Annotated in this window: 19 protein-coding genes; 12 read left to right on the forward strand and 7 right to left on the reverse strand. The window is 36.1% G+C overall.

Annotation, left to right across the window (positions count from 1 at the left end):
- Nucleotides 1–67: 67 nt before the first annotated feature.
- From C4F50_RS21740 to C4F50_RS21760, 5 genes are all read right to left on the reverse strand, one after another.
- Nucleotides 68–5,440, reverse strand: a complete 5,373-nt coding sequence (locus tag C4F50_RS21740; RefSeq protein WP_194140746.1) for a PorP/SprF family type IX secretion system membrane protein — start codon at nt 5,438–5,440, stop codon at nt 68–70.
- A 1-nt stretch (nt 5,441) separates the two neighbouring features.
- Nucleotides 5,442–6,908 (reverse strand): gliding motility protein SprC, encoded by a 1,467-nt coding sequence (gene sprC / locus C4F50_RS21745; protein WP_194140747.1) that lies wholly within the window; start codon nt 6,906–6,908, stop codon nt 5,442–5,444.
- The gene (locus C4F50_RS21750; protein WP_194140748.1) at nt 6,905–7,291 is read right to left on the reverse strand and encodes a hypothetical protein; all 387 of its coding nucleotides are present in this window, start codon (nt 7,289–7,291) and stop codon (nt 6,905–6,907) included. Before C4F50_RS21750 ends, sprC begins: the two co-directional genes overlap by 4 nt.
- A gap of 101 nt (nt 7,292–7,392) precedes the next feature.
- Complete coding sequence (locus tag C4F50_RS21755; protein WP_194140749.1) at nt 7,393–8,685, reverse strand: hypothetical protein; 1,293 nt, start codon at nt 8,683–8,685, stop codon at nt 7,393–7,395.
- A 184-nt stretch (nt 8,686–8,869) separates the two neighbouring features.
- Nucleotides 8,870–9,322 carry a hypothetical protein gene (locus tag C4F50_RS21760; RefSeq protein WP_194140750.1) on the reverse strand — a complete coding sequence of 151 codons (453 nt, stop codon included), beginning with the start codon at nt 9,320–9,322 and terminating at the stop codon, nt 8,870–8,872.
- A 432-nt stretch (nt 9,323–9,754) separates the two neighbouring features.
- Between C4F50_RS21760 and C4F50_RS21765 the strand changes: the two genes are divergently transcribed.
- The 4 genes from C4F50_RS21765 to recA all read left to right on the forward strand — a co-directional run bounded on the left by C4F50_RS21765 (nt 9,755) and on the right by recA (nt 13,061).
- Nucleotides 9,755–10,903: a DNA polymerase III subunit gene (locus C4F50_RS21765; RefSeq protein WP_194140751.1), complete on the forward strand. Its 1,149-nt coding sequence runs from the start codon at nt 9,755–9,757 to the stop codon at nt 10,901–10,903.
- 8 nt (nt 10,904–10,911) lie between these two features.
- A complete protein-coding gene (locus tag C4F50_RS21770; RefSeq protein WP_194140752.1) occupies nt 10,912–11,295 on the forward strand; it encodes a DoxX family protein in 384 nt (127 codons plus the stop codon).
- 91 nt (nt 11,296–11,386) lie between these two features.
- Nucleotides 11,387–11,896 (forward strand): acyl-CoA thioesterase, encoded by a 510-nt coding sequence (locus C4F50_RS21775; RefSeq protein WP_194140753.1) that lies wholly within the window; start codon nt 11,387–11,389, stop codon nt 11,894–11,896.
- Between the two features lie 157 nt (nt 11,897–12,053).
- The gene (gene recA, locus C4F50_RS21780; protein WP_194140754.1) at nt 12,054–13,061 is read left to right on the forward strand and encodes a recombinase RecA; all 1,008 of its coding nucleotides are present in this window, start codon (nt 12,054–12,056) and stop codon (nt 13,059–13,061) included.
- 554 nt (nt 13,062–13,615) lie between these two features.
- Here the strand turns inward: recA and C4F50_RS21785 are convergent.
- Nucleotides 13,616–14,356 (reverse strand): lysophospholipid acyltransferase family protein, encoded by a 741-nt coding sequence (locus C4F50_RS21785; RefSeq protein WP_194140755.1) that lies wholly within the window; start codon nt 14,354–14,356, stop codon nt 13,616–13,618.
- 371 nt (nt 14,357–14,727) lie between these two features.
- Here C4F50_RS21785 and C4F50_RS21790 point away from each other — a divergent pair, with 371 nt between their 5' ends.
- The 3 genes from C4F50_RS21790 to trpS all read left to right on the forward strand — a co-directional run bounded on the left by C4F50_RS21790 (nt 14,728) and on the right by trpS (nt 16,711).
- Nucleotides 14,728–15,105, forward strand: coding sequence for a GxxExxY protein (locus tag C4F50_RS21790; RefSeq protein ID WP_194140756.1), 378 nt, complete (start codon nt 14,728–14,730; stop codon nt 15,103–15,105).
- A gap of 217 nt (nt 15,106–15,322) precedes the next feature.
- Nucleotides 15,323–15,592, forward strand: a complete 270-nt coding sequence (locus C4F50_RS25925; RefSeq protein ID WP_431357481.1) for a hypothetical protein — start codon at nt 15,323–15,325, stop codon at nt 15,590–15,592.
- A gap of 144 nt (nt 15,593–15,736) precedes the next feature.
- Nucleotides 15,737–16,711, forward strand: coding sequence for a tryptophan--tRNA ligase (gene trpS / locus C4F50_RS21795; RefSeq protein ID WP_194140757.1), 975 nt, complete (start codon nt 15,737–15,739; stop codon nt 16,709–16,711).
- A 251-nt stretch (nt 16,712–16,962) separates the two neighbouring features.
- Here the strand turns inward: trpS and dprA are convergent, their stop codons facing one another.
- Entirely contained in the window at nt 16,963–18,063 is a 1,101-nt protein-coding gene (gene dprA / locus C4F50_RS21800; RefSeq protein WP_194140758.1) for a DNA-processing protein DprA, read from the reverse strand.
- A gap of 236 nt (nt 18,064–18,299) precedes the next feature.
- Between dprA and C4F50_RS21805 the strand changes: the two genes are divergently transcribed.
- The 5 genes from C4F50_RS21805 to C4F50_RS21825 all read left to right on the forward strand — a co-directional run bounded on the left by C4F50_RS21805 (nt 18,300) and on the right by C4F50_RS21825 (nt 21,964).
- Complete coding sequence (locus C4F50_RS21805; protein WP_194140759.1) at nt 18,300–19,271, forward strand: HU domain-containing protein; 972 nt, start codon at nt 18,300–18,302, stop codon at nt 19,269–19,271.
- A 345-nt stretch (nt 19,272–19,616) separates the two neighbouring features.
- Nucleotides 19,617–20,387, forward strand: a complete 771-nt coding sequence (locus C4F50_RS21810; RefSeq protein ID WP_194140760.1) for a DUF2185 domain-containing protein — start codon at nt 19,617–19,619, stop codon at nt 20,385–20,387.
- Nucleotides 20,377–20,778, forward strand: a complete 402-nt coding sequence (locus C4F50_RS21815) for a hypothetical protein (protein WP_194140761.1) — start codon at nt 20,377–20,379, stop codon at nt 20,776–20,778. The genes C4F50_RS21810 and C4F50_RS21815 overlap by 11 nt, the downstream gene beginning before the upstream one ends.
- Nucleotides 20,765–21,505, forward strand: coding sequence for a DUF6597 domain-containing transcriptional factor (locus C4F50_RS21820; protein ID WP_194140762.1), 741 nt, complete (start codon nt 20,765–20,767; stop codon nt 21,503–21,505). Before C4F50_RS21815 ends, C4F50_RS21820 begins: the two co-directional genes overlap by 14 nt.
- Before the next feature lie 36 nt (nt 21,506–21,541).
- Entirely contained in the window at nt 21,542–21,964 is a 423-nt protein-coding gene (locus C4F50_RS21825; protein ID WP_194140763.1) for a VOC family protein, read from the forward strand.
- Nucleotides 21,965–22,139 lie beyond the last annotated feature (175 nt).

Consider the following 22,139-nt stretch of genomic DNA (forward strand, 5'->3'; position numbering starts at 1 on the left):
CGCTTTAAACTCTTATTTACAAATGCTTTTAACTTTAAAAGCATACTAACAATATTCGTAACTTATCTTAATTCTCCACTTTTACGATGGCCATATTTCCATTATAAGGTTTGTTCCCTTTGGACTCTAAAGCTTTTGTTGCTTCTTGAAGACCATCAAACTTTTCGTAATAGATATAATACTTACTCGTTGTTATGTTATAAAAGAAATTAATGTCTGAACGTCCTGCTGCTACCGCTTTGGTCAAGAATTCATCTCTTTTTTCAACACTATTATGAACTGCGAGAATCAAATAATAACCGCTTTCAGAATTTTTGATATTCTTTATGATCTGCATATTTGACTGCTCCTCACCAAAATCAAAATCACTTGCTTTTAATGGCGTATTGCTGATTTTCGTTGTCTCTTTAATTCGTTTTAAAGCTGCAACGTCCTGTGCATATCTTCCTTGATCATTTTCATAAGCCGCACGTTTAATTCTACGTTTACGCTCAATTTCAGTTTCAGTTTTAATACGCTCTAAATCGGCTAATAAAGCTGCTCCTTCAAGTTCCATCTTCAACTGCACTGCTTTTAACTCATTTATCTTTTCAAGATATGCTTTGTTTAAAGGATCATTCTTTGGGAACTTTTTAAGTCTATCGTTATAAAGATTAGTCAGCTTAGCAATTTCATTTTTCATGCTGTTATTCGCCTCAGCAATCTGTGTCTTTAATGCCTCAATTTGACTATTTTCTGCCGCTACACTCTTAAATGGTTTTGGCTCTCTATAAATACCTTTTTCACTTAAATCATTTTCTTCTTTTAAATCATTTAAGTCTTTTTGTTTGTTTGCAACTGTTGCACTAAACTGTGTTAATAAATCACTTTGAGATTTACTTGTTGCCGCAATAGAAGCTGTTAATTCGTCAATTGCTTTAGCTGTTGCGTCTTTATTTGCTTCCTCAGCTGCAAGTTTCGCTGCAAGCGCTTCTGCATCTGCCTTAGCTTTTGCATCGGCTGCTAATTTAGCCTGACGGGCCTCTTCTGCCGCTCTTGCTTTTTCTTCAGCTGCTTGTTTTGCTTGTAATGCTTCTGCATCTGCTTTCGCTTTCGCGTCTGCTGCTAACTTCGCTTTTAATGCTTCTGCGTCCGCTTTTGCTTGTGCGTCGGCTGCTAATTTCGCTTGACGAGCTTCTTCTGCTGCTCTTGCTTTTTCTTCAGCTGCTTGTTTTGCTTGTAATGCTTCTGCATCTGCCTTCGCTTTCGCATCTGCTGCTAACTTCGCTTTTAATGCTTCTGCATCCGCTTTTGCTTGTGCGTCTGCTGCTAATTTCGCTTGACGAGCTTCTTCTGCTGCTTTTGCTTTTTCTTCAGCTGCTTGTTTCGCTTGTAATGCTTCTGCATCTGCTTTCGCTTTTGCATCGGCTGCCAACTTCGCTTTTAACGCTTCTGCATCCGCTTTTGCTTGTGCGTCAGCCGCTAATTTCGCTTGACGAGCTTCTTCAGCTGCTTGTTTCGCTTGTGCTTCAGCATCTGCTTTAGCTTTCGCGTCTGCTGCTAATTTTGCCTGAAGTGCTTCTGCGTCCGCTTTTGCTTTTGCATCAGCTGCTAATTTTGCCTGACGAGCTTCTTCTGCTGCTTTTGCTTTTTCTTCTGCTGCTTGTTTAGCTTGTAATGCTTCTGCATCTGCTTTCGCTTTTGCATCAGCTGCTAACTTCGCTTTTAATGCTTCTGCATCCGCTTTAGCTTGTGCATCGGCTGCTAATTTAGCCTGGCGAGCTTCTTCTGCTGCTTTTGCTTTTTCTTCAGCTGCTTGTTTCGCTTGCAATGCTTCTGCATCTGCCTTAGCTTTAGCGTCTGCTGCTAATTTTGCCTGAAGCGCTTCTGCGTCTGCTTTTGCTTTTGCATCTGCCGCCAATTTAATTTTTAATGCCTCTGCATCCGCTTTTGCTTGTGCGTCGGCTGCTAATTTAGCCTGGCGAGCTTCTTCTGCTGCTTTTGCTTTTACTTCAGCTGCTTGTTTAGCTTGTGCTTCTGCATCGGCTTTCGCTTTAGCATCTGCTGCTAATTTTGCTTTTAATGCTTCTGCGTCCGCTTTTGCTTTTGCATCCGCTTCTAGTTTAGCTTGACGAGCCTCCTCTGCTTCTTGTAATTTTTTAGCTTCCGCATCCGCTTTTGCTTTTGCAGTAGCTTCAGCATCGGCTTTAACTTTAGCATCTGCAAGTAATTTAGCTTGTAAAGCTTCCATATCTGCTTTTGCTTTAGCATCAGCCGCTAATTTTGCTTGTGCTGCTTCTGCATCTGCTTTTGATTTTGCATCGGCTGCTAATTGTGCCTGCTTCGCTTCCTCAGCTTGTTTTATTTTCAATGCGTCAGCATCTGCTTTTGCTTTAGCATCTGCTGCTAATTGTGCTTGACGCGCTTGTTCTTCTTGTTTTGCTTTAGCATCAGCTGCTTGTTTTGCTTTTAATGCCTCTGCATCTGCCTTAGCTTTTGAATCGGCTTCTAATTTCGCTTGACGTGCCGCTTCTGCTTCTTCTAATTTTTTAGCTTCTGCAGCCGCTTTTGCTTTTGCAGTAGCTTCAGCATCGGCTTTAACTTTAGCATCCGCTAATAGTTTAGCTTGTAAAGCTTCCATATCTGCTTTTGCTTTAGCATCCGCTGCTAGTTTTGCTTGTTCCTCATCTGCTTTTGCTTTTGCTTCAGCTGCTAATTGTGCCTGCTTCGCTTCTTCAGCTTGTTTCACTTTTAATGCTTCTGCATCTGCTTTCGCTTTTGCATCGGCTGCTAACTTAGCTTTAAGTGCCTCTGCATCCGCTTTTGCTTTTGTTTCAGCTGCTAATTGTGCCTGCTTCGCTTCTTCAGCTTGTTTTACTTTTAATGCTTCTACATCTGCTTTCGCTTTTGCATCGGCTGCCAATTTAGCTTTAAGCGCCTCTGCATCTGCTTTGGCTTTTGCTTCAGCATCTAACTGAGCTTGTTTTGCTTCTTCTGCTTGTTTTAATTTTGCTTCTTCAGCTTGTTTTATTTTCAACGCTTCTGCATCTGCTTTTGCTTTTGCATCGGCTGCCAATTTAGCTTGAAGTGCCTCCGCATCTGCTTTGGCTTTTGCTTCAGCATCTAACTGAGCTTGTTTTGCTTCTTCCGCTTGTTTTAATTTCAATGCTTCTGCGTCAGCTTTTGCTTTTGCTTCAGCAGCGATAATTGCTTGTCTTGCTTCTGCATCCGCTTTTGCTTTAGCATCAGCTGCCAATTTTTCTTTCAATGCTGCCTCTTCAGCTGCTTTTGCTTTTGCGTCTGCTGCTAGTTTCGCTTTGTTTGCTGCATCAATAGAAGCTTTTGTTTTAGCTTCGGCTGCTGCTTTTGCTTTTGCTTCAGCTGCTAATCTTGCTTGTAAAGCGTCCGAATCTGCTTTTGCTTTTGCATCGGCAGCTAATATAGACTGCATGTCTGCTGCTTCAGCTCTTGCTTTCACATCAGCTTTACGTTTTGCTTCTGCTGCATCGGCTTTCGCTTTAGCGTCTGCTGCTAGTTTTAATCTTTGTGCTTCTGCATCTGCCTTCGCTTTTTCAGCAGCAGCAAGTCTTGCTTCTCTTGCCGCTTCAGCATCCGCTTTTGCTTTTTCAGCTGCCAATTGAGCGGCTGTTTTTTGTGGTGCTGCAGTTTTAGCTGCTTCTGCTTTTGCCTTAGCCGCAGCTTCTGCATCTGCTTTTGCTTTAGCGTCTGCTGCCAATTTAAGCTTCATTGCCTCTGCATCTGCTTTGGCTTTATCAGCTGCTAATTGAGCTGGTGTTTTCTGCGGTTCTGCTGGTTTAGCAGTTTCTGCTTTTGCTTTAGCAGCAGCTTCTGCATCTGCCTTAGCTTTTGCATCTGCAGCCAATTTAAGTTTCATTGCTTCAGCATCAGCGGCTGTTTTATCAGCTGCTAATTGTGCTGGTGTTTTTTGTGCAGCAGCAACTGGTTTGTTTGCGCCTGGTTTATTTGCAGCAGCTTGTGCTCTTGCTGCTGCAGCAGCATCAACTCTTGCCTTATTATCTGCAGCAAGTTTTAATCTGCGTTCTTCTGCATCGGCTCTCGCTTTATCTGCAGCCAATTGTGCCTGTGTTTTTTGCGTCGCAGCAACTGCTCTGTTTGCGGTTGCCGTTTGTGCTCTCGCTGCAGCGGCGGCATCAGCTTTTGCTTTTGCATCTGCGGCAAGTTTTATTTTCTGTGCTTCGGCAGCGTCTACCTTAGCTTTATTATCTGCTTCTAATTTTGCTTTAGCAGCAGCGGCAGCATCGGCTTTTGCTTTTGCATCAGCAACAAGTTTTGCTTGTTTTGCTTCCGCAGCAGCGGCAGCATCTGCTTTTACTTTCTCCGCAGCGGCAAGTCTTGCTTGTTTTGCCTCTGCATCAGCTTTTGCTTTTGCTTCAGCAGCCAATCTGTTCTTTTCAGTGATATCAGCTCTGTTAACTTGAGTTGCATCTGATTTTGGTTTAGCTGGTACAGGTTTTGGTCTTGACGGATCCATTAATGATCCTTCATCATCATCTCCGTAATAATAATTTCTGTTTTTGAATCTATAAGCGATCGCAAATTCGTGCGACCCTCCAAGGTTGGCGAAATTACCCATACCTCTTTCATAATTGTATTCTATTGCAATGCTTGGAGAAATATTAACACCCAAACCTGCAGAAACACCATATAATGTGTTATAACCTACTTGTCCCCACACTCCTTGTTTAAGTGTCAGCATACCAAGTCCAGAAATAACTGTTTTGTCTTTTTTAAGTTCTGTTTTTACGATCCCAGAAAAACGGCTTCTGTCAAAAAATCCGTAACTATCAATATATCCAGTATACATTGCGTGCAGTTCTATTGCTCTTTCTGGATCTTCTTTTACCATTCCGGCTCCGAAATTGTAAAGAATTAAATTATTAATCGAAAGTCCAAAATCAAGAAAAGCTGTTCCGTAGTTGATTCCAGGGTTAACAGTTAATAACGTGTAAGATGGAAATTCACCTGTTAAAATATCTGTATCGTCTGTAATGATTTTTCCTTTATTTAAACCACTTTGATAAGCACCTACATTTAAACCAAAAGTTAAATTGCTGTCTTCTTGCAAAACGATATTGTGAGCAAAATTGACCATACCTCCAAAGACTGTCATTAATCCGTAGTTCTGTTGGAATAAACCAACTGCAAAGGCTTCGTTCTCTCTAAATCTTCCCGAATAGTTTGCTAAATACGTATTGGGCGCATCGTCAAACTGGGTCCATTGTCTTTTATTATAAAAACTTACATACGGGTTTGCTTCGCGGACAAAACTGAATGTTGGATTGATTAAATATCTATTAAACTTTAAAGAATTTCTGATAGGTAATGAAAACGAAACAACTCCATTCTCAGTAGCTTCCTGGGAATAGAGTACAATAGAAAAACCGCAAAATAAAGTGATGAATAGTAAAATTTTCTTCATATTATTTTATCACGGTTATTGATCCTTTTTTTTCACCTGCATCGCCTTGAATAACATAGTAATAAACGGGATTGACATTTTTAAAATCTACACTGTTTTGAGGCCAGTCGCCTTGATAATTAACTACGTCGAGTACCTTATCGCCGTTCGAACTAATGATAATAACTTTAGTCGAATCGTTTTTATATTCATCAGGAATATTCCAATACGGATTCATTCCGTTTAATTTAACAATGTTTGGAATAACCGTTGCTGGTCCAGATTGTCCGTTAACTCTAAACGAAAATTCTTTTGTAGCAACACATCCAGATGCTTGAGAAATTTTTACTCTATAACTGCCTCTTACTTTAACATCATAACTGCTTGTAGTTGCTCCCGCAATTACATTACCATTTAAAAACCATTCAAACGTTGGGCTTGTTGCGTCTGTAGTTACAGACACATTTATTACTTCACCCTCTTCAATAGTACTAGTGTCTGGAACATCAATACTAGCCTCAAATGAGTTGCTTTGTAAATTGATAGAACCAGAAGAAATACAGCCGCCAAAATCTACCTCAACACTATATACACCCGATTCGTTCGTTGCATACGTTCTGTTGGTTGCACCGGTGATTACAGCTCCGTCTTTTTTCCATTGGTATTTATTTCCAGAAGTTGCTGTTAGTACAGTTCCCTGACCGCTGGCACAAAAAGGGTTTCCTAAACTAGAAGTAACCGTTACGCCTGAACCAGAATTTGCAGCAGTAACCGTTACACGATTGGAACTAAAATTCTCATCCAGACATCCTCCGTAATCAATCTGTACGTAATAAACTCCGGCAGTATTTACCGTTAACGTTTTACCGCTTTGTCCTGAGATTAAAACATCGTCTTTAAACCACTTATATTTTAAATTCGGATAATTTGCTGGAGATGAAGATTGATTTGCGGGCGTAGGATTATCTATAGAAAGAGTTAGACTTCCGCCTGAGCAAAATGCTGCTGTGCTGTTTTTGTCGTTGATAAAAAAGGAATCAACAAACGTTCTGTAATAAATTGGAAAATTGGATACATTTTGAGAGTTTCTATACTTCAAACTGTACACCGGAACTGTTGTAACGCTTTTGATGCGCATACTGTAGGTATCAGAACCTACTAAATCTGTAGGCACAGCAAATTTGATAGTTTGCTGCTGCGGTACAGATGTATCAACAGAAATTGTAGTAGCTGCTATAGGTGACGTAAAATTTCCTGCTGTATCAGAAAGTTCAACTTGAAAAGTTGTGCCAGCAGGAAAGTCTACATAACTAAATGTTGCATTATATTCATTAAATGGTTTGCCATCGACAATAAGACCAGCACAAATTCTTGGATATCCAAGTTGCTGCGTCACTATTGTCTGGGCATATGAATCTGATCCAGCAAATAAGAAAATGCCGAATAAGAATAGTAAATAAGAAAAAGATAAAGTAATTTTTTGAATCATATAGTGCGTGTTCTTGCTAAGTCTATACGCTCAAAAAACAAAATATCTATAAATGTTTCAGAAAAATCATATTTATAGTTCTCAATAATATCTTTTGCAAGTACTGAAGTTGAGGCTAAAATAGAATTTTCTTGACAATCTGCAGATACTGCATTTGATTCAGCTGCCATAGAAAGGCTGTCCTTGGGGATGGACAGCCCTGCCATAAACTGATTAGAATTATCTAAGCTGCTGATCGAAACATCAGCTGTTTTTTCTTTTTGGTTTACAGAAACAGTTTTATTCTCTGTCGGTTTTTCTGCTGTAGTTTGTGCATACAGACTTAACGAAACAGGTGAAACCAAAAATATTATATATATAAAATACTTTTTTGATAGAGCCATTATGTTTTGATCTTTATTTGGGTCCTGGAGACGATACATAAATTGTGTCTGGGGACTTTATTAATAAAATTTACGCCGTGGAAATAAAAATCGAAATCTATTTATCTATTGCCGCTTGAAGCCGTGATTTTTCCTAATTGTAATCTGTAATCTGGTCTTTTAGGATTTGCAATATCAATAAATGTTTCTTTGTTAGTACTTTGAGAGTAAACATTAAAGAAAACACTGTTTCCATACCAGCTCTCTAAATCTTCATTGTTAGAATTGTACTCTGTAAAGATGTTACCATTACATAGGTTAAAGAACATTTCTTCAAATTTGATTTTTTTAAGATTGGCATCATTGATCTCAATTTTGCTGTCTAATAAAACAGCAGGATTAAATCCAGAGATTACGCTACGTTTCATTTCAAGCGAAGCAGTTTCAGCTACATATACAGCTTCTTTTACTAAACCTGCTTGGATATCAGCTTTAATATTTTCACTATCATTAAGCATTGTAATATTTGTAGCAGCTACAAGTGTAGTTTTTTTAGTAAAATCAGTTTCATTCTTTTTCTCGTATGATCTTACTTCCATACAACGAGAACCGTCTTTGTTACTAGACAAATAAGAAGATCTAATTGCTAAAGAGTTGAATAAACGACATTGTACACCTTGAGTGAATTTAAAATCGTCGTTGATAGATTTATAAGAAACTAATTTAGAAGCATTCACATCACCTCCGAAGAAAGCAAATGAGTCACCTCCCGAATAGCTTACCATAACATTGTCAAAAATTGTTTTGTTACCTGCACCAGCAACTGTTAAACCATTAAAAGTATCTACACCTTTAACTTTTTTACCAGCAAACTCAATTCTAACATAACGTAAAACTCCAGAATTTCCTGCAACATTATCACCACCGTAAGTAGTAAGTGTTGGATCTAAGTCTAAGTTATAAGAACCTACGTTTCCGAATTTATTAATAGGTGCATCACCAAGGATTACAATTCCACCCCAGTCTCCAGCTTTTTTCTGGCTGCGGTTAGAAGTAAATACGATTGGGTCTGTTTCTAAACCGTCTGCAACGATTTGTGCACCTTTTGTAACTACCAATGTTCCTTTCGTTTCAAAATCACCGATAATCAAAGTTCCTGGCTCAATTGTTAAAACAGCATTGTTTGTCACATATACGTTTCCTTGCAAAACGTAGATATTCCTTTTCAGCAATTTAGTATTAACAGAAATGTTTCCTGCTAAAATTTGGTTTGCTTCTCCATACTCTACTTTGTTAGGCTTAAATTCGGTCCAGTTATTCAACCAATTGTTGTAGCCCATAATTCCTTTCTCTTGTTGAGCACTCATACTCGTAACCGTCAAAAGAACGCAGATCAATTGAGTAATTTTTTTCATGATAAGGGGGTATTAGGTTAATAATAAATTTGGGTATGCAAAATGAAAAAACTCCTCCCGAGTTATCCGATCAAAATCGGACAACTTCGAGAACGAGTTGTTTTTTAATCTTTTTTAAAATTATTGCCGAAGATCTTATCTCTCTTACGTAAATAGTTTAAAAAAGGTTTTAAAAATATTGTTATTACATTTCGTTCAATTCGTTGAACTCGTGTAAAGATTTCAATGTACTTTCGTAAAATAAAATAGCCGCAATTAAGTTTCCTTTATCAGAGTAAGGCATCATTTTTCTTTGGAACTCTACTGTAGTATCCAAAAATGACGATGTTCCTGTAGCCTGTAAATCTAAAACTTTTTTGTGCTCACTATCGTCTGGAATACCAAGATCGGCCATAGTAACTCCTGGTTTTGTAACCAACGCAATATAAGGGAGCGTTTTTACAAGAACTTTAATACGCTCAATGTACAATTCCAAAAGTTCTCCTTTCTGCATACCACTCAATTCTTTTTGATCATGGTACTTACGAATAAGAGCTGTTGTACTAATAATACTTCTTGGTGCGTTCTTAGCTTGAGCAGAAACTGCAGCTGTAGTTAGGATGAAAAATGCACTAAATAAAATAATTTTCCCTTTCATAGATTCTGAATTTATAATTGGTTGTTGATAAAAACAAAAATATATAAATTAACTTAAATTACAACTCTAATGAAATTTTTTTTCAAAAAAAAATCTTAAAAAAACCTTAAAAACCAGTCTTATGTCGAGAAAATGTGCGTTTTAACGGGCTTTTTGTTAAAAATGTTAAAAGGAGATCCGTAAGATATTCGCTATCTTTTTCGAAAAAATCTATTAATTAATAACCAAAAAAAACTTACGTTTATCGGTTTTTCAAAAAAAATATCAACAAAAAAATCTTGATATCTGCTCGCATTGAGTCATTTATTAACAAAAAACAGTTAGCATCGAGCAAAAAAAATCAAAATCACCGGTTTTTTTGATTCCATAAACTGACTAAGAAACTTTATCAGGAATATTTTTGACTCCACCAATTTCTTCTATCTTTGCTCAATGCAATTTTCTCAAATTTTAGGTCAAGATTATATCAAAAGCCACTTGATAAAAAGTGCTGCTTCTGGCAGAATTCCGCATGCACAATTATTTGTCGGTCCAGAAGGCAGCGGTACTTTAATAACGGCTATTGCCTATGCACAATATATTTTGTGCAGTAATACCGGCGACGAAAATTCAAACGGAAACGATTCCTGCAATTTAAAGTTTGACAGTATATCACATCCTGATCTCCATTTTATATATCCTACTGTTACAACAGAAGATGTAAAAACCAAACCCAAAAGTTTAGATTTTATTCAGGACTGGCGTTCTTTTATTCAAGAAATGCCCTATGGCGGTTTGTTCGATTGGTATAAAATTCTGGGCGTTCAGAACAAACAAGGTGAAATTCGCGTAGAAGATGCTCAGGAAGTTTTGAAATCGCTTGCGCTGAAATCTTACGAGGGCGGTTACAAAATCATGATAATCTGGATGGCCGATAAAATGAACATCGCCGCCTCAAACAAATTGCTGAAACTTTTAGAAGAACCCTCAGACAAAACGGTGTTTATTCTAATTTCAGAAAACGAAGAAGACATTATCCAAACTATACGTTCGCGCTGTCAGGTGATTCACTTTAACGGGCTTCCTGAAAAAGTGATCGCAGAAGCCTTGGTCAAACAAGAAAATACAGATCCTAATGCGGCCAAAAAAATTGCGCATCAAGCGCAGGGAAACTTTAGTAAAGCGCTGCATTTATTAAAAGAAGACGATTCTGAATTTCCGTTTGAGCAATGGTTTGTCAATTGGGTCCGCGCCGCTTTTAGAGCAAAAGGAAATGCGGCAGCCATTCAGGATCTTATTTCCTGGAGCGAAGAAATTGCTTCATTAGGACGTGAGAGCCAGAAAAAATTCATACAGTTTTGTATTGAAATGTTCAGACAAGCACTCCTGCTCAATTATCAAGCACCCGATTTAGTTTACATTGAACCCAAAGTGGATAAATTTAAATTAGAGAATTTTGCTCCTTTTGTGAACGGAAATAATATTCACGAAATTTTCAAAGAACTTTCTGATGCCTTATATCACATTGAAAGAAATGGAAATGCAAAAATTATTCTAACCGATTTATCTATTAAACTGACTCGTTTAATTCATAAAAAATAGATTTCAAAATGAACAATGTTGCCTCAATTTTACTTTTAGCTTTTTTGGCTTTAACTTTTTTACAATCAGGTTACGAAAAAATTTTTTATTGGAAGGATAATGTATCATGGCTTAAAGAACATTTTTCTAAAACGCCTTTAAAAAATCATGTGCCGCTTGCCTTACTGCATTTATTAATTTTAGAATTAATTTCTGGAATTTTATGTGTCGTTGGAGCCATTCAATTATTGACAAATAACGGAAGAGAATTTGGTTTTTACGGTGCAATTTTTTCATGCATCTGTTTGTTAATGATGCTTTTCGGGCAGAGACTTGCAAAAGATTATGACGGCGCGAGAACCATCGTTATCTATTTTATACCAGCTGTAATAGCTGTTTACTGGCTGAATTAAACAAGCTGCAATTTTAAAAACGTTAGCCGCAGATTTCGCAGATTTTTTGAATCCGTTCCATCTGTGGCAAAAATAAATTTTACATAAAAAAATGAATCCAAAACATCCTTCAGAATCATTAACTATTTTAACTGATTTAGTTTTACCGAGCGAAACAAATCCTTTAAACAATTTATTTGGCGGCGAATTATTAGCTAGAATGGACCGTGCGGCAAGTATTGCAGCACGCAGACATTCACGCCGAATTGTAGTTACCGCTTCTGTAAACCACGTAGCTTTTAACAGAGCCATTCCCCTTGGAGCCGTAGTCACGATAGAAGCAAAGGTTTCGAGATCTTTTAAAAGCTCTATGGAAGTTTTTATTGATGTTTGGGTAGAAGACCGTGAATCCGGAAGCAGAACCAAAGCCAACGAAGCTATTTATACTTTTGTTGCAGTGGATGATAGCGGAAGACCTGTTGAAGTGCCGCCTATCGTACCCGAAACCGATCTGGAAATTCAGCGTTTTGAAGCTGCGCTTCGCCGCAAACAGTTGAGTTTACTGCTTGCCGGAAAAATAAAACCCTCTGATGCTACCGAATTAAAGGCTTTGTTTTTATAATGAAAATTGTGACAATTTGGAACAATTTGAAGTGCTGAAACTTCAAAAAAAGAAGTAATTTTACAAAATTACAAGCTGTCAAATAAAAGCCGGAAAATTGTTTCTTCTGTTTTATTTTGAAAGCTAAAAATAACAAATTAGATAATTAAAAGAAAAGATGAGTTCAGACAAAGAAGCCAAATTAAAAGCGTTACAGTTAACACTTGATAAACTTGACAAAACCTACGGAAAAGGAACCGTAATGAAAATGGGTGACAAAGCTATTGTAGAAGTAGAAACGATTTCTTCTGGCTCTCTTGGAGTTGATTTAGCTCTTGGAGTAAACGGTTACCCAAAAGGAAGAATTATTGAAATATACGGTCCAGAATCTTCTGGTAAGACCACATTAACGCTGCATGCGATTGCCGAAGCTCAAAAAGCGGGCGGTATTGCTGCGTTTATCGATGCTGAACATGCTTTCGATAGAAATTATGCAGAGAAATTAAACGTAGATATTGAGAACTTAATTATCTCTCAGCCGGATAATGGTGAGCAGGCATTAGAAATTGCCGAAAACTTAATTCGTTCTGGAGCTATAGATATTGTTGTAATTGACTCAGTTGCAGCCTTGACTCCAAAAAGTGAAATTGAAGGCGAAATGGGAGATTCTAAAATGGGTCTTCATGCTCGTTTGATGTCTCAGGCTTTAAGAAAACTTACTGGAACTATCAGTAAAACAAATTGTACGGTTTTCTTTATCAACCAGCTTCGTGAAAAAATTGGTGTGATGTTCGGAAATCCTGAAACTACAACAGGAGGTAACGCCCTTAAATTTTACGCTTCGGTACGTTTAGATATTCGTCGTTCTGCACAAATTAAAGACGGTGAAAACGTAATTGGTAACAGAACCAAAGTTAAGATCGTTAAAAATAAAGTAGCACCGCCTTTTAAAACTGCCGAATTTGACATTATGTACGGAGAAGGAGTTTCTAAAACAGGTGAAATTTTAGATCTTGCCGTAGAATTTGATATCGTTAAAAAGGCTGGATCTTGGTTTAGCTACGGAGATACAAAACTAGGACAAGGACGTGATGCTGTTAAAAATTTGATTAAGGATAATCCAGAACTTGCTGACGAACTGGAAGTTAAAATTAAAGAACATATCAAAGAACTAGCAAACGCTTAATATTTTATTTTCTGTTTTTTCCAAAAAAACTCAAACCGATAGATTTTTTGAATCTGTCGGTTTTTTTATTTTAAAAATAATAGTGAAAAGCACGCAACCTTTTTGCAACTAAATCATCTTCAATAAAAGCTGTTACAAAAATGGTATCCCATATACTTTTTAGCTTTTTTAGAATTAAATTTGGTTGTTTAGTTGATTTAAAATCCGTTAGCGCGAAACTAACGGATTTTTTAATTTCGGACTTATAAAAAAAATTTACTCCTACCAAGCAACCTTTTTCATTTTTCTTCATCTATAATAATGTGACACTAACTGGAGTTATTATATAAACTCTTAATTATCAACTATTAATATTTTTAACCATGAAAGAGAAAATAGAATTGTTGTACAGTAAAAACCGAAGAAAAACCAAATTAAAGATTAAAAAAGTTTTACGTTTCATTTCGGAAAAGATTATTCACAGATAATTTTTGAATAAAAATGGGGGTTTTTATTCAAAGAAAAAGCCTTAAGGTTTCGCAATCTTAAGGCTTTTTGTATTACAGACGTACTGTTTATTTTTGAAATTTGATCAACCCATCGTAGATTACAGATCGAACTTTTTCCTTGAGTTCTTTACGATTATCGGTTGTCAGACCAGCTGTTTCTATAAAAGGCAGAATTCTTACTCTCATTTTACCGGGGCTGCCACTTAAAAATCGATATGGAAAACGCTCTTTATTGTCTGGGAAAACGATCGGAACAATCGGAATCTGATGATCAATCGCCAATCTAAAAGCACCGTCTTTAAATTCGTCCAGCAAAATACTTTCATCATCTGGAACTCCTCCTTCAGGAAAAATACAAATACTCAATCCTTGATTCAAACGATTTTGAGCCCTTTTAAAGACTTCATTTTTGCTTTTTGATGAATTACGGTCAACTAGTATACAAGTTCGCTTATAAAAGAAGCCAAATAGCGGAATCTTTACCAATTCTTTCTTCCCGACAAATACAAAAGGATTTTTCATCAATACAAGCGTAAGCATGATATCGGTCATCGAAGTGTGATTCGCAACAATCATATAACTTTTGCCTTTAATAAGTTTCTGTTCGCGTTTTACGGTATAATAAAAACCCATCCCGAAAAGGATAATTCTGGCCCAGATTTGTGCCATTTTAAAAAAATACGGATATCCTTTTTCTGAGAGAATAGATAGTATCAAAAAAGGAAGCATGATTAGGATTGGAATTGCCATTAAAATGTAAAACCAAATCCGCCAAAGAATCCAAAAAGCAATTTTAAATATTTTCATAGCTTCAAAAGTAAGAAAGAGAAATGAATATTTTCTGAATATTTTAATTCTGAGAAAATTGATGATCAATAATTTTAATACAGAATTCTAATAGTATTGACTTTGATATTTTTAACGCGGAGCTCGCGGAGTTTTACGCAGAGGAAAGAAGTTTTTGAGATGTATTCTTTGGCATTTTTAACGCTGAGCTCGCGGAGTTTTACTCCGAGGAATGAAGTATTTTGAGATATATTCTTTGAAATTTTTAAGCTTACAAAGAATACTATTATAGATTTGAAAACTCTCTTTCTACAAAAATTAATTTATGTTTCAATCAATAAGAAAAATTATATATTTTTGCATGAAATTATGTGTTAAAATTATAAATAATAATGACTGAAAATGAAATCTCAACGATTGTAATTGGACTTGCCATAGAGGTACATAAAATATTGGGACCTGGTTTGTTGGAAAACGTCTACAAAGAATGTTTATTTTACAAAATTAAACAAAGAGGTTTAAAAGTTGAAAAGGAAAAATTTCTGCCTTTGATTTTTGAAGAAGTGCAATTAAACTGCGCATATCGTCTGGATTTACTCGTAGAAAACAAATTTGTAATCGAAATTAAAACGGTTGAGTCTTTAACCACAAATCATTTAGCACAAACTCTAACCTACCTCCGATTAGGAAAATACAAATTGGGTTTATTAATAAATTTCAATGAACTTTTATTGAAAAATGGTATCCGAAGAGTCATAAATAATCAATAACAAAAGAATACAATTCCCCTGAACTTTAAAAAACTTCTTTTCTGCGTAAAAAACTCCGCGAGCTCTGCGTTAAAACAAATCAAAAAACTTAAACACCTCTTTTACTCTGCGAAAAACTCCGATAACTCTGCGTTAAAAATGTCAAAGAATATCTCAAAAAACTTCTTTCCTCTGCGAAAAACTCCGATAACTCCGCGTTAAAAATCTCAAAGAATACATCTCAAAAACTTCTTTCCTCTGTGTAAAACTCCGCGAGCTCCGCGTTAAAAATGTCAAAGAATATATCTCAAAAACTTCTTTCCTCTGCGTAAAACTCCGCGAACTCTGCGTTAAAAATTTCAAAGAATATATCTCAAAAACTCCTTTCCTCTGCGTAAAACTCCGAGAACTCCGCGTTAAAAATCTCAAAGAATACATCTCAAAAACTTCTTTCCTCCGCGTAAAACTCCGAAAACTCCGCGTTAAAAATGTCAAAGAACACATCTGAAAAAACTTCATTCCTCCGAGTAAAACTCCGACAACTCCGCGTTAAAAATCTCAAAGAATATATCTCACAACCCATCGCTAAAACAAAACACTCCTTTGCGGTTAAAAAAAACATTCCGACATTTGCAGATAAGAAATAAAAATAATGGCAAAAATACTTACCGGTGTTCAAAGTACTGGAACACCTCACTTAGGAAATTTATTAGGAGCAATTATTCCAGCAATCGAATTGTCAAACAATCCAGATAACGAATCTTATTTGTTTATTGCTGATTTGCATTCGATCACTCAGATTAAAGACGGCAAAACTTTAAGAGAAAACACCTACAGCACAGCTGCGGCTTGGCTAGCATGTGGTTTAAATCCTGAAAAAGTTATCTTTTACAGACAATCTGATGTGGTTCAAACTACTGAATTGACTTGGTATTTAAGCTGTTTTTTTCCTTTTCAAAGATTAACTTTAGCACATTCTTTCAAAGATAAAGCAGATCGTTTGGATGATGTTAACGCCGGGCTTTTCACGTACCCGATGTTAATGGCGGCGGACATTTTATTGTATGATGCTGAATATGTTCCAGTTGGAAAAGACCAACTGCAGCATTTAGAAATTACTCGTGATGTCGCTTCACGTTTTAACCATCAAATGGGAGAAACTTTTGTAATTCCAGAAGCAAAAATACAAGAAGACAGTATGCTGATCCCTGGAACTAACGGAGGAAAGATGAGTAAGTCTGCGAACAATATTATCAATATATTTTTGGATGATAAAACATTACGCAAACAAGTAATGAGTATCGAAACAGACAGCACGCCGCTTGAAGCTCCAAAAAACCCAGATACTTGTAATGCTTTTGCCATTTATTCTTTGTTAGCAACACAAGAGCAAATCGCACAAATGAGAGCCAATTATCTAGGCGGAAATTATGGTTACGGTCATGCGAAACAAGCCTTGTTTGAATTGATTACAGAAAAATTTAAAATAGAAAGAGAAAAATACAATTACTATATCAACAATCTGGATGAAGTCGATGCGCTCTTGAAAAAAGGTGCTGCAAAAGCTTCTATTACCGCTGATGCTGTTTTGGCAAAAGTGAGACAGGTTTTAGGATTTGAAAAATAGTAAGTAACTCTGAATTACTTAAGTAAAGCGTTGATCAAATTAAAATGATCAACGTTTTTTATTTATATAATATTTTTTGTAACTTCATGTTTATTAATCTTTTAAAATTTAAAAAGATGGATAAATACACCGAGGATTACGATATTCCGCCTTATTTATTTCAGATTTTAAATATCCTATTTGGTCTTTTACTGCTGTATATTTTATACAAACTATATAGACATTTTAAAAAATAAATAAGATTTTCTGCGTTAAATAACTTCAAAAAGTTTTCCAGGCAAAGGTCTTATTACGCCTTTTAGTTCCATATTCAATAAAATTCCTGACATTTTAAAGATTGGAAAATCGCATTGGAGCGCTATAATGTCCAGAAGTTCTTTACCGTTTTTTAATAGAAAGTCATAGATTTTCTGCTCGTCAGGATCAAGATCAATAAAAAGCTGTTTTTGAATTCCAGGCAATTTTGTCTCAATGTCCCAATTGAGAATGTAAATCAAATCTGCGCCGCTGGTTAAAACATTTGCTTTCTGAGTTTTAATTAAATTATTACAGCCTTGACTGTATTTGTCTGTCACTCTTCCAGGCACAGCAAAAACATCTCGATTGTATTCGTTGGCCATATTTGCTGTTATCAACGAACCGCCTTTGTCTGCAGATTCGATTACAATAGTCGCTTCCGTCATACCCGCTACAATTCGGTTTCGCCGCACAAATTTTTCTTTGTCTGGGGTTGAGTTACTCCAAAACTCCGTTATAAAACCACCATTTTCTTCCATTTTTGCCATGTACTTTTTGTGCGTTCTCGGATAAATGTGATTCAATCCATGAGCCAAGACTCCAATCGTCTGCAAACCTAAGTCCATAGCTGTTTGATGCGCGACAATGTCAACACCATATGCAAATCCGCTCACAATTATGGGGTTCAGCGGTGCAATATCTTCGATCAGTTTTTTGCAGCATTCTGTCCCGTAGCTCGTGATTTGGCGTGTGCCCACTATACTAATTATTTTCCTATTTTTAAAATTGATATTTCCAGCGGTAAAAAGTAAAACAGGGGCATCGAAACAATGTTTTAGTCGTTCTGGATAACTTTCATCCAAATAAAAAGAAGTATTAATCTGATTGGATTTTATAAAATTGAGCTCTACTTCGGCTTTCTCAAAAACTGTTTTGTCTTTTAAGTTTTTCAGTAAAATTGTTCCAATTCCATCAATTCCAGCCAGCTGCGTATTCTTTGCTTTAAAAACTGCGGCGGCATCACCGCAGGAATGCAGCAGCTTTTTTGCCATAATATCCCCTACTCCCTCAATCTTTAATAAGGCTAATAAATAAAATAATTCTTGCTCGTTCATTTTTAAAAACATTATGTAAAATAGAGTTTCAGAAAAGCTTCTTTCGATCGGCAAATATGCGATAAACAAAGTAATTTCTTAATAAATTTTAACATAAAAATTGTTTATTTACGATTCTTGATAATAACTATAAACACAACTAATTGTTAATTAAGTATCTATAAAATTATTCCAATTGTTAATAAAAATTGTGAATAAAATTTTGATAACTATACGGGATGCATAACTTTGCTGATATGAAAATCGAACTTTATATTTCACAGTTATTGTACCGTTATCAGTGTGTAACGGTTCCTGGATTTGGTGCTTTTTTAACCGAAAGTCATTCGGCTCAGCTTAATGAAAGCACAAATTCGTTTTTTCCGCCAAAAAAAACAGTTTCTTTCAACAGCCGTATTAAAAACAACGACGGTCTTTTGGCCAATCATATTGCACATGCAGAAAAAACTTCTTATGGTTTTGCTGTAAGTGCTATTGCTTTTGAGGTTTTAAGCTGGCAGAAAACTTTGGACGAGAATGGTGTAATTCTACTGAAAAATATAGGTGAGATTCGTTTAAACTCTGAACGAAACATCATTTTTACACCAAACGATCAAACTAACTTTCTTGCTGCCTCTTTTGGTTTAAGTCCGTTTGTATCTCCAATGGTGAAAAGAGAAATCTTTGAGAAAAAAGTTGAAAAATTATCTTCAAAAGAAAAAGAGGTAATTGCCTTAAAATCTGATGATGAAGAAACGAAAACTTCTAACCCGTTTTTACGCTATGCGGCAATTTTTGTTTTAGGTCTTGGTATAACCGGAAGTATCGGTTATCCTTTGTATCAAAACCAAATCGATAATCAAACGCTTGTAGTAGAAAAAGCGGTTCAGAAAAAAGTGCAGAACAAAATTCAAGAGGCTACTTTCTTCATCAAAAGTCCGCTTCCCGCAGTAACACTTTCTGTAGATTCTGTAAAAGTCGAAACAGCAGAACCAACCATGCCGTACCACATTATGGCTGGAGCGTTTAGAAGTGAAGCAAATGCAAAAAAAGCATATAATCAATTGATTAAAGATGGTTACAATGCCAGAATGCTTGGCGAAGACAAACACGGATTATTTCCTGTCGTTTATGGAAGTTATGCCACAATGCGCGAGGCAGAACAAGCTCAAAAAGAAATTCAAAAAGGCGAAAATCCCGATGCTTGGATTCTTGTTGAAAATCTATAGTTATACTAAAATCCTATTCGAAAGAATGGGATTTTTTTTGGCTTTTTCTGTTTTCGATTAAGAAACTACATCATTGAACATAATTTATTATTTTGTACTAAAATCTGCGTTAATTTTTTTTGACATTTGCTTTTAAAAAACAACAACTTCCGAAGTAAAATTTAAATTTTGATGGAAATCCAAAGTTAACCCGTTGGAAATCTATTTGAAGCAGATTTAAAAATTCATGCATTTGAAATGTATTCAACATGATAAACTCTTTTTAATTGGATTTTTATAGTTTTACGTTCCACGCGAAACGTTAACATCACAGCATTCTTGTGCCGCTATTATAAACCGATAATCATGAAAATCTTTAAAAAGAAACAAACCGAAAGAGAAAATAATTTTGATCATTTCCCAGAAATAGGCGGGCTTATGGTTTCAAAAATGGTTGTTGATCAAAACATTAAACCTCACTTTTTGTATCGTGAAAAAAGAACACGCCCCGAAGACAGCGGCTGGAGAATTTTTTCTGGATCTGAATCTGAAGAGCATACAGATAACTCAGATAATGCTGGAATTTACCATCCTTCAACCATTCTCAAAATCGACCCTTCGCTAGAAGAGATTTTACTGAAAGGAGTTGGCTCTGTATATGAAAGAAAAGATGATGATTCGGAATGGTACAAGGTAACCGATTTTGATTTGGAAGATGATTACATGACGACCCAGCAGCTGACTGATCAATGGAGCATCGAAATCAATAATCTTTTTGAAGGTTCGATGGAAGAAGACGGAACATTGTTTTTTACTACTGGAGACAAATCACTTCGGTTAGTGGTATGGGAATCTGATAAAAGTAAGAACGAGCTTTATCAAGATTATCTACAAGAGATTGAAAACCGTGACCAAAGCCGCTCTAAAACATTGCAGCGATTTGAATTTTCTGATGCTGCTGTTTTACGAATTGGCTACTTGATTGAAGAAACTGACGGACAGAAAACTTACGATGTACTTTACGGATTTTCTATAGTCGACAAAGAATTGCTTTACCACGTTTTTTATTTTGACGAAAAAGCCGATCTGGATTGGGCCGTAAGCACTTGGAAAAACATACGTTTCGATGAAAAATAAACTTCGTAAAATAATCTTAAACGGTTTTCAATATTTGTATATCGTAACAGACCAATACCATTCTAATACGGAGACTAATACATTGACCATCAAAGTTTTCTTGGAAGGTCATAAAAAGACACCTTTAATTCTCGACTTTCTGACAATTGACCATCCGTATGCAGGCCAGCAATTGAAATCGGGTGTTGCACTGATAAACAAACTATCGAATACCACAGAAATTGTAAATCTCAACGAACCCAAACTGATCCGCCAACTGATTCTAAAAGGTTTACAAAACGGCTGGACAGGAATTGATCTATTAGAAAAACAGGATGGATTGCTTTACTTGTCTGCGATGGGTTACGAAATTGAGATATTAAAACCGAATCGAAACCATGAGCAATTATAAAGAAATTAAACCTAACGGATTTTTAAGCACTTTCGTAAAGTCGTTCTGGTTTTATCAAACCACCGACAGCGAAGTACAGCACACTATTCTACCCGACGGTTATTTTGATTTGATTGCCGAATTTGAAAACGAAATTCTAACTACTGTAAAGCTTACTGGAATATGGACAAAGCCAAAAGACATCCCAATACCCAAAAATACCACTTTTTTTGCCGTTAGATTCAAAATTCTGGCAATTGAGTATCTTTTTAAGTCAGAGATTAAATCTGTGCTGGATTCGGCCGAAAATCTAGCTTTTTCATTTTGGAACATCGAAAAGTACCGCAGTAATGATTTTGAAACGTTTGCTGCTGGAATAGCACAGCAGTTACATACTCAAATCCAGCAGCTAAATGAAATTGACGGTCGAAAAATAAAATTATTCGATCTTGTTTATCAGCACAAGGCAAAAACAGTCGCCGAACTTGCTGACCAAATTTTCTGGAGCAGCAGGCAGATTAACCGGTATTTTAATTCCCAGTTCGGTATTCCGCTCAAAGAGTTTCTTAAGATCGTGCGCTGTAATGCGGCTTATGGCGAAATTGCTTTGGGAAGTCTCCAGCCGCAAGAAGATTTTTTTGATCAGGCTCACTTTATCAAAGAAGTCAAAAAATATACTGGTGCTACTCCAAAAGAGCTTCACAAAAATAAAAATGACCGATTTTTACAATTATCAACCCGCGAATAAAAATAATTTTCGGGCTTAATTTTTAATTTTATTTAAATGAAAATAAGCAAATTATCTCCCAATTTTGAAGTAAGCGATATCCGAAAAACTGTTTTATTCTATTCCGAAAATTTCGGTTTTAAATTAGTAATGGCTGTTCCCGAAACTCAGGATGGTGTTGACCAAATTCTTTTTGAAGACAAAGAATATGTCTATGCCATGATGCAGCAAGGCGCCGCAGAAATTATGATACAGCGTTCGGACAATTTTAAAACGGATGTTGTTTTTTCTGAAGGAATGCCCATTGGAGCCAGCGTTTCTTTCTACATGGAAATTGAAGGCATCGAAAATCTATACCAAAGTCTTCAAAACAAAAACCTCGAAATAACCGAACTCAAAAAAACCTGGTACGGCATGCATGAGTTTTACCTCAAAGATCTAAACGGTTATATTCTCAGCTTTGCTGAAAAATTGGAATAACCCAAAACAGAAAAATATTTTCTCTTTTATCAAGCCAAAAGAGAAAATATTTTCACTCTTTTTTTTAAAATTATTCTCTTATTCTTAAATCAATTTTCAGTCGTTTTTTTTAAAAAATATTAAAAAATTGGCTCCCAACATTAAACAGATAAGATAGTTACAAATATCCGCCGCT

The organism is Flavobacterium hungaricum (genome assembly GCF_015182285.1).
Taxonomy (GTDB): domain Bacteria; phylum Bacteroidota; class Bacteroidia; order Flavobacteriales; family Flavobacteriaceae; genus Flavobacterium; species Flavobacterium hungaricum.

Coding starts and splice junctions, on each gene's coding strand:
- sprC (WP_194140747.1), bottom strand. CDS start 6,908: ATGATTCAAAAAATTACTTTATCTTTTTCTTATTTACTATTCTTATTC.
- C4F50_RS21805 (WP_194140759.1), top strand. CDS start 18,300: ATGAAAATCGAACTTTATATTTCACAGTTATTGTACCGTTATCAGTGT.
- trpS (WP_194140757.1), top strand. CDS start 15,737: ATGGCAAAAATACTTACCGGTGTTCAAAGTACTGGAACACCTCACTTA.
- C4F50_RS21790 (WP_194140756.1), top strand. CDS start 14,728: ATGACTGAAAATGAAATCTCAACGATTGTAATTGGACTTGCCATAGAG.
- C4F50_RS21810 (WP_194140760.1), top strand. CDS start 19,617: ATGAAAATCTTTAAAAAGAAACAAACCGAAAGAGAAAATAATTTTGAT.
- C4F50_RS21750 (WP_194140748.1), bottom strand. CDS start 7,291: ATGGCTCTATCAAAAAAGTATTTTATATATATAATATTTTTGGTTTCA.
- C4F50_RS21825 (WP_194140763.1), top strand. CDS start 21,542: ATGAAAATAAGCAAATTATCTCCCAATTTTGAAGTAAGCGATATCCGA.
- dprA (WP_194140758.1), bottom strand. CDS start 18,063: ATGAACGAGCAAGAATTATTTTATTTATTAGCCTTATTAAAGATTGAG.
- C4F50_RS21785 (WP_194140755.1), bottom strand. CDS start 14,356: ATGAAAATATTTAAAATTGCTTTTTGGATTCTTTGGCGGATTTGGTTT.
- C4F50_RS21740 (WP_194140746.1), bottom strand. CDS start 5,440: ATGAAGAAAATTTTACTATTCATCACTTTATTTTGCGGTTTTTCTATT.
- C4F50_RS21755 (WP_194140749.1), bottom strand. CDS start 8,685: ATGAAAAAAATTACTCAATTGATCTGCGTTCTTTTGACGGTTACGAGT.
- C4F50_RS21815 (WP_194140761.1), top strand. CDS start 20,377: ATGAAAAATAAACTTCGTAAAATAATCTTAAACGGTTTTCAATATTTG.
- C4F50_RS21770 (WP_194140752.1), top strand. CDS start 10,912: ATGAACAATGTTGCCTCAATTTTACTTTTAGCTTTTTTGGCTTTAACT.
- C4F50_RS21820 (WP_194140762.1), top strand. CDS start 20,765: ATGAGCAATTATAAAGAAATTAAACCTAACGGATTTTTAAGCACTTTC.
- C4F50_RS21760 (WP_194140750.1), bottom strand. CDS start 9,322: ATGAAAGGGAAAATTATTTTATTTAGTGCATTTTTCATCCTAACTACA.
- recA (WP_194140754.1), top strand. CDS start 12,054: ATGAGTTCAGACAAAGAAGCCAAATTAAAAGCGTTACAGTTAACACTT.
- C4F50_RS21775 (WP_194140753.1), top strand. CDS start 11,387: ATGAATCCAAAACATCCTTCAGAATCATTAACTATTTTAACTGATTTA.
- C4F50_RS21765 (WP_194140751.1), top strand. CDS start 9,755: ATGCAATTTTCTCAAATTTTAGGTCAAGATTATATCAAAAGCCACTTG.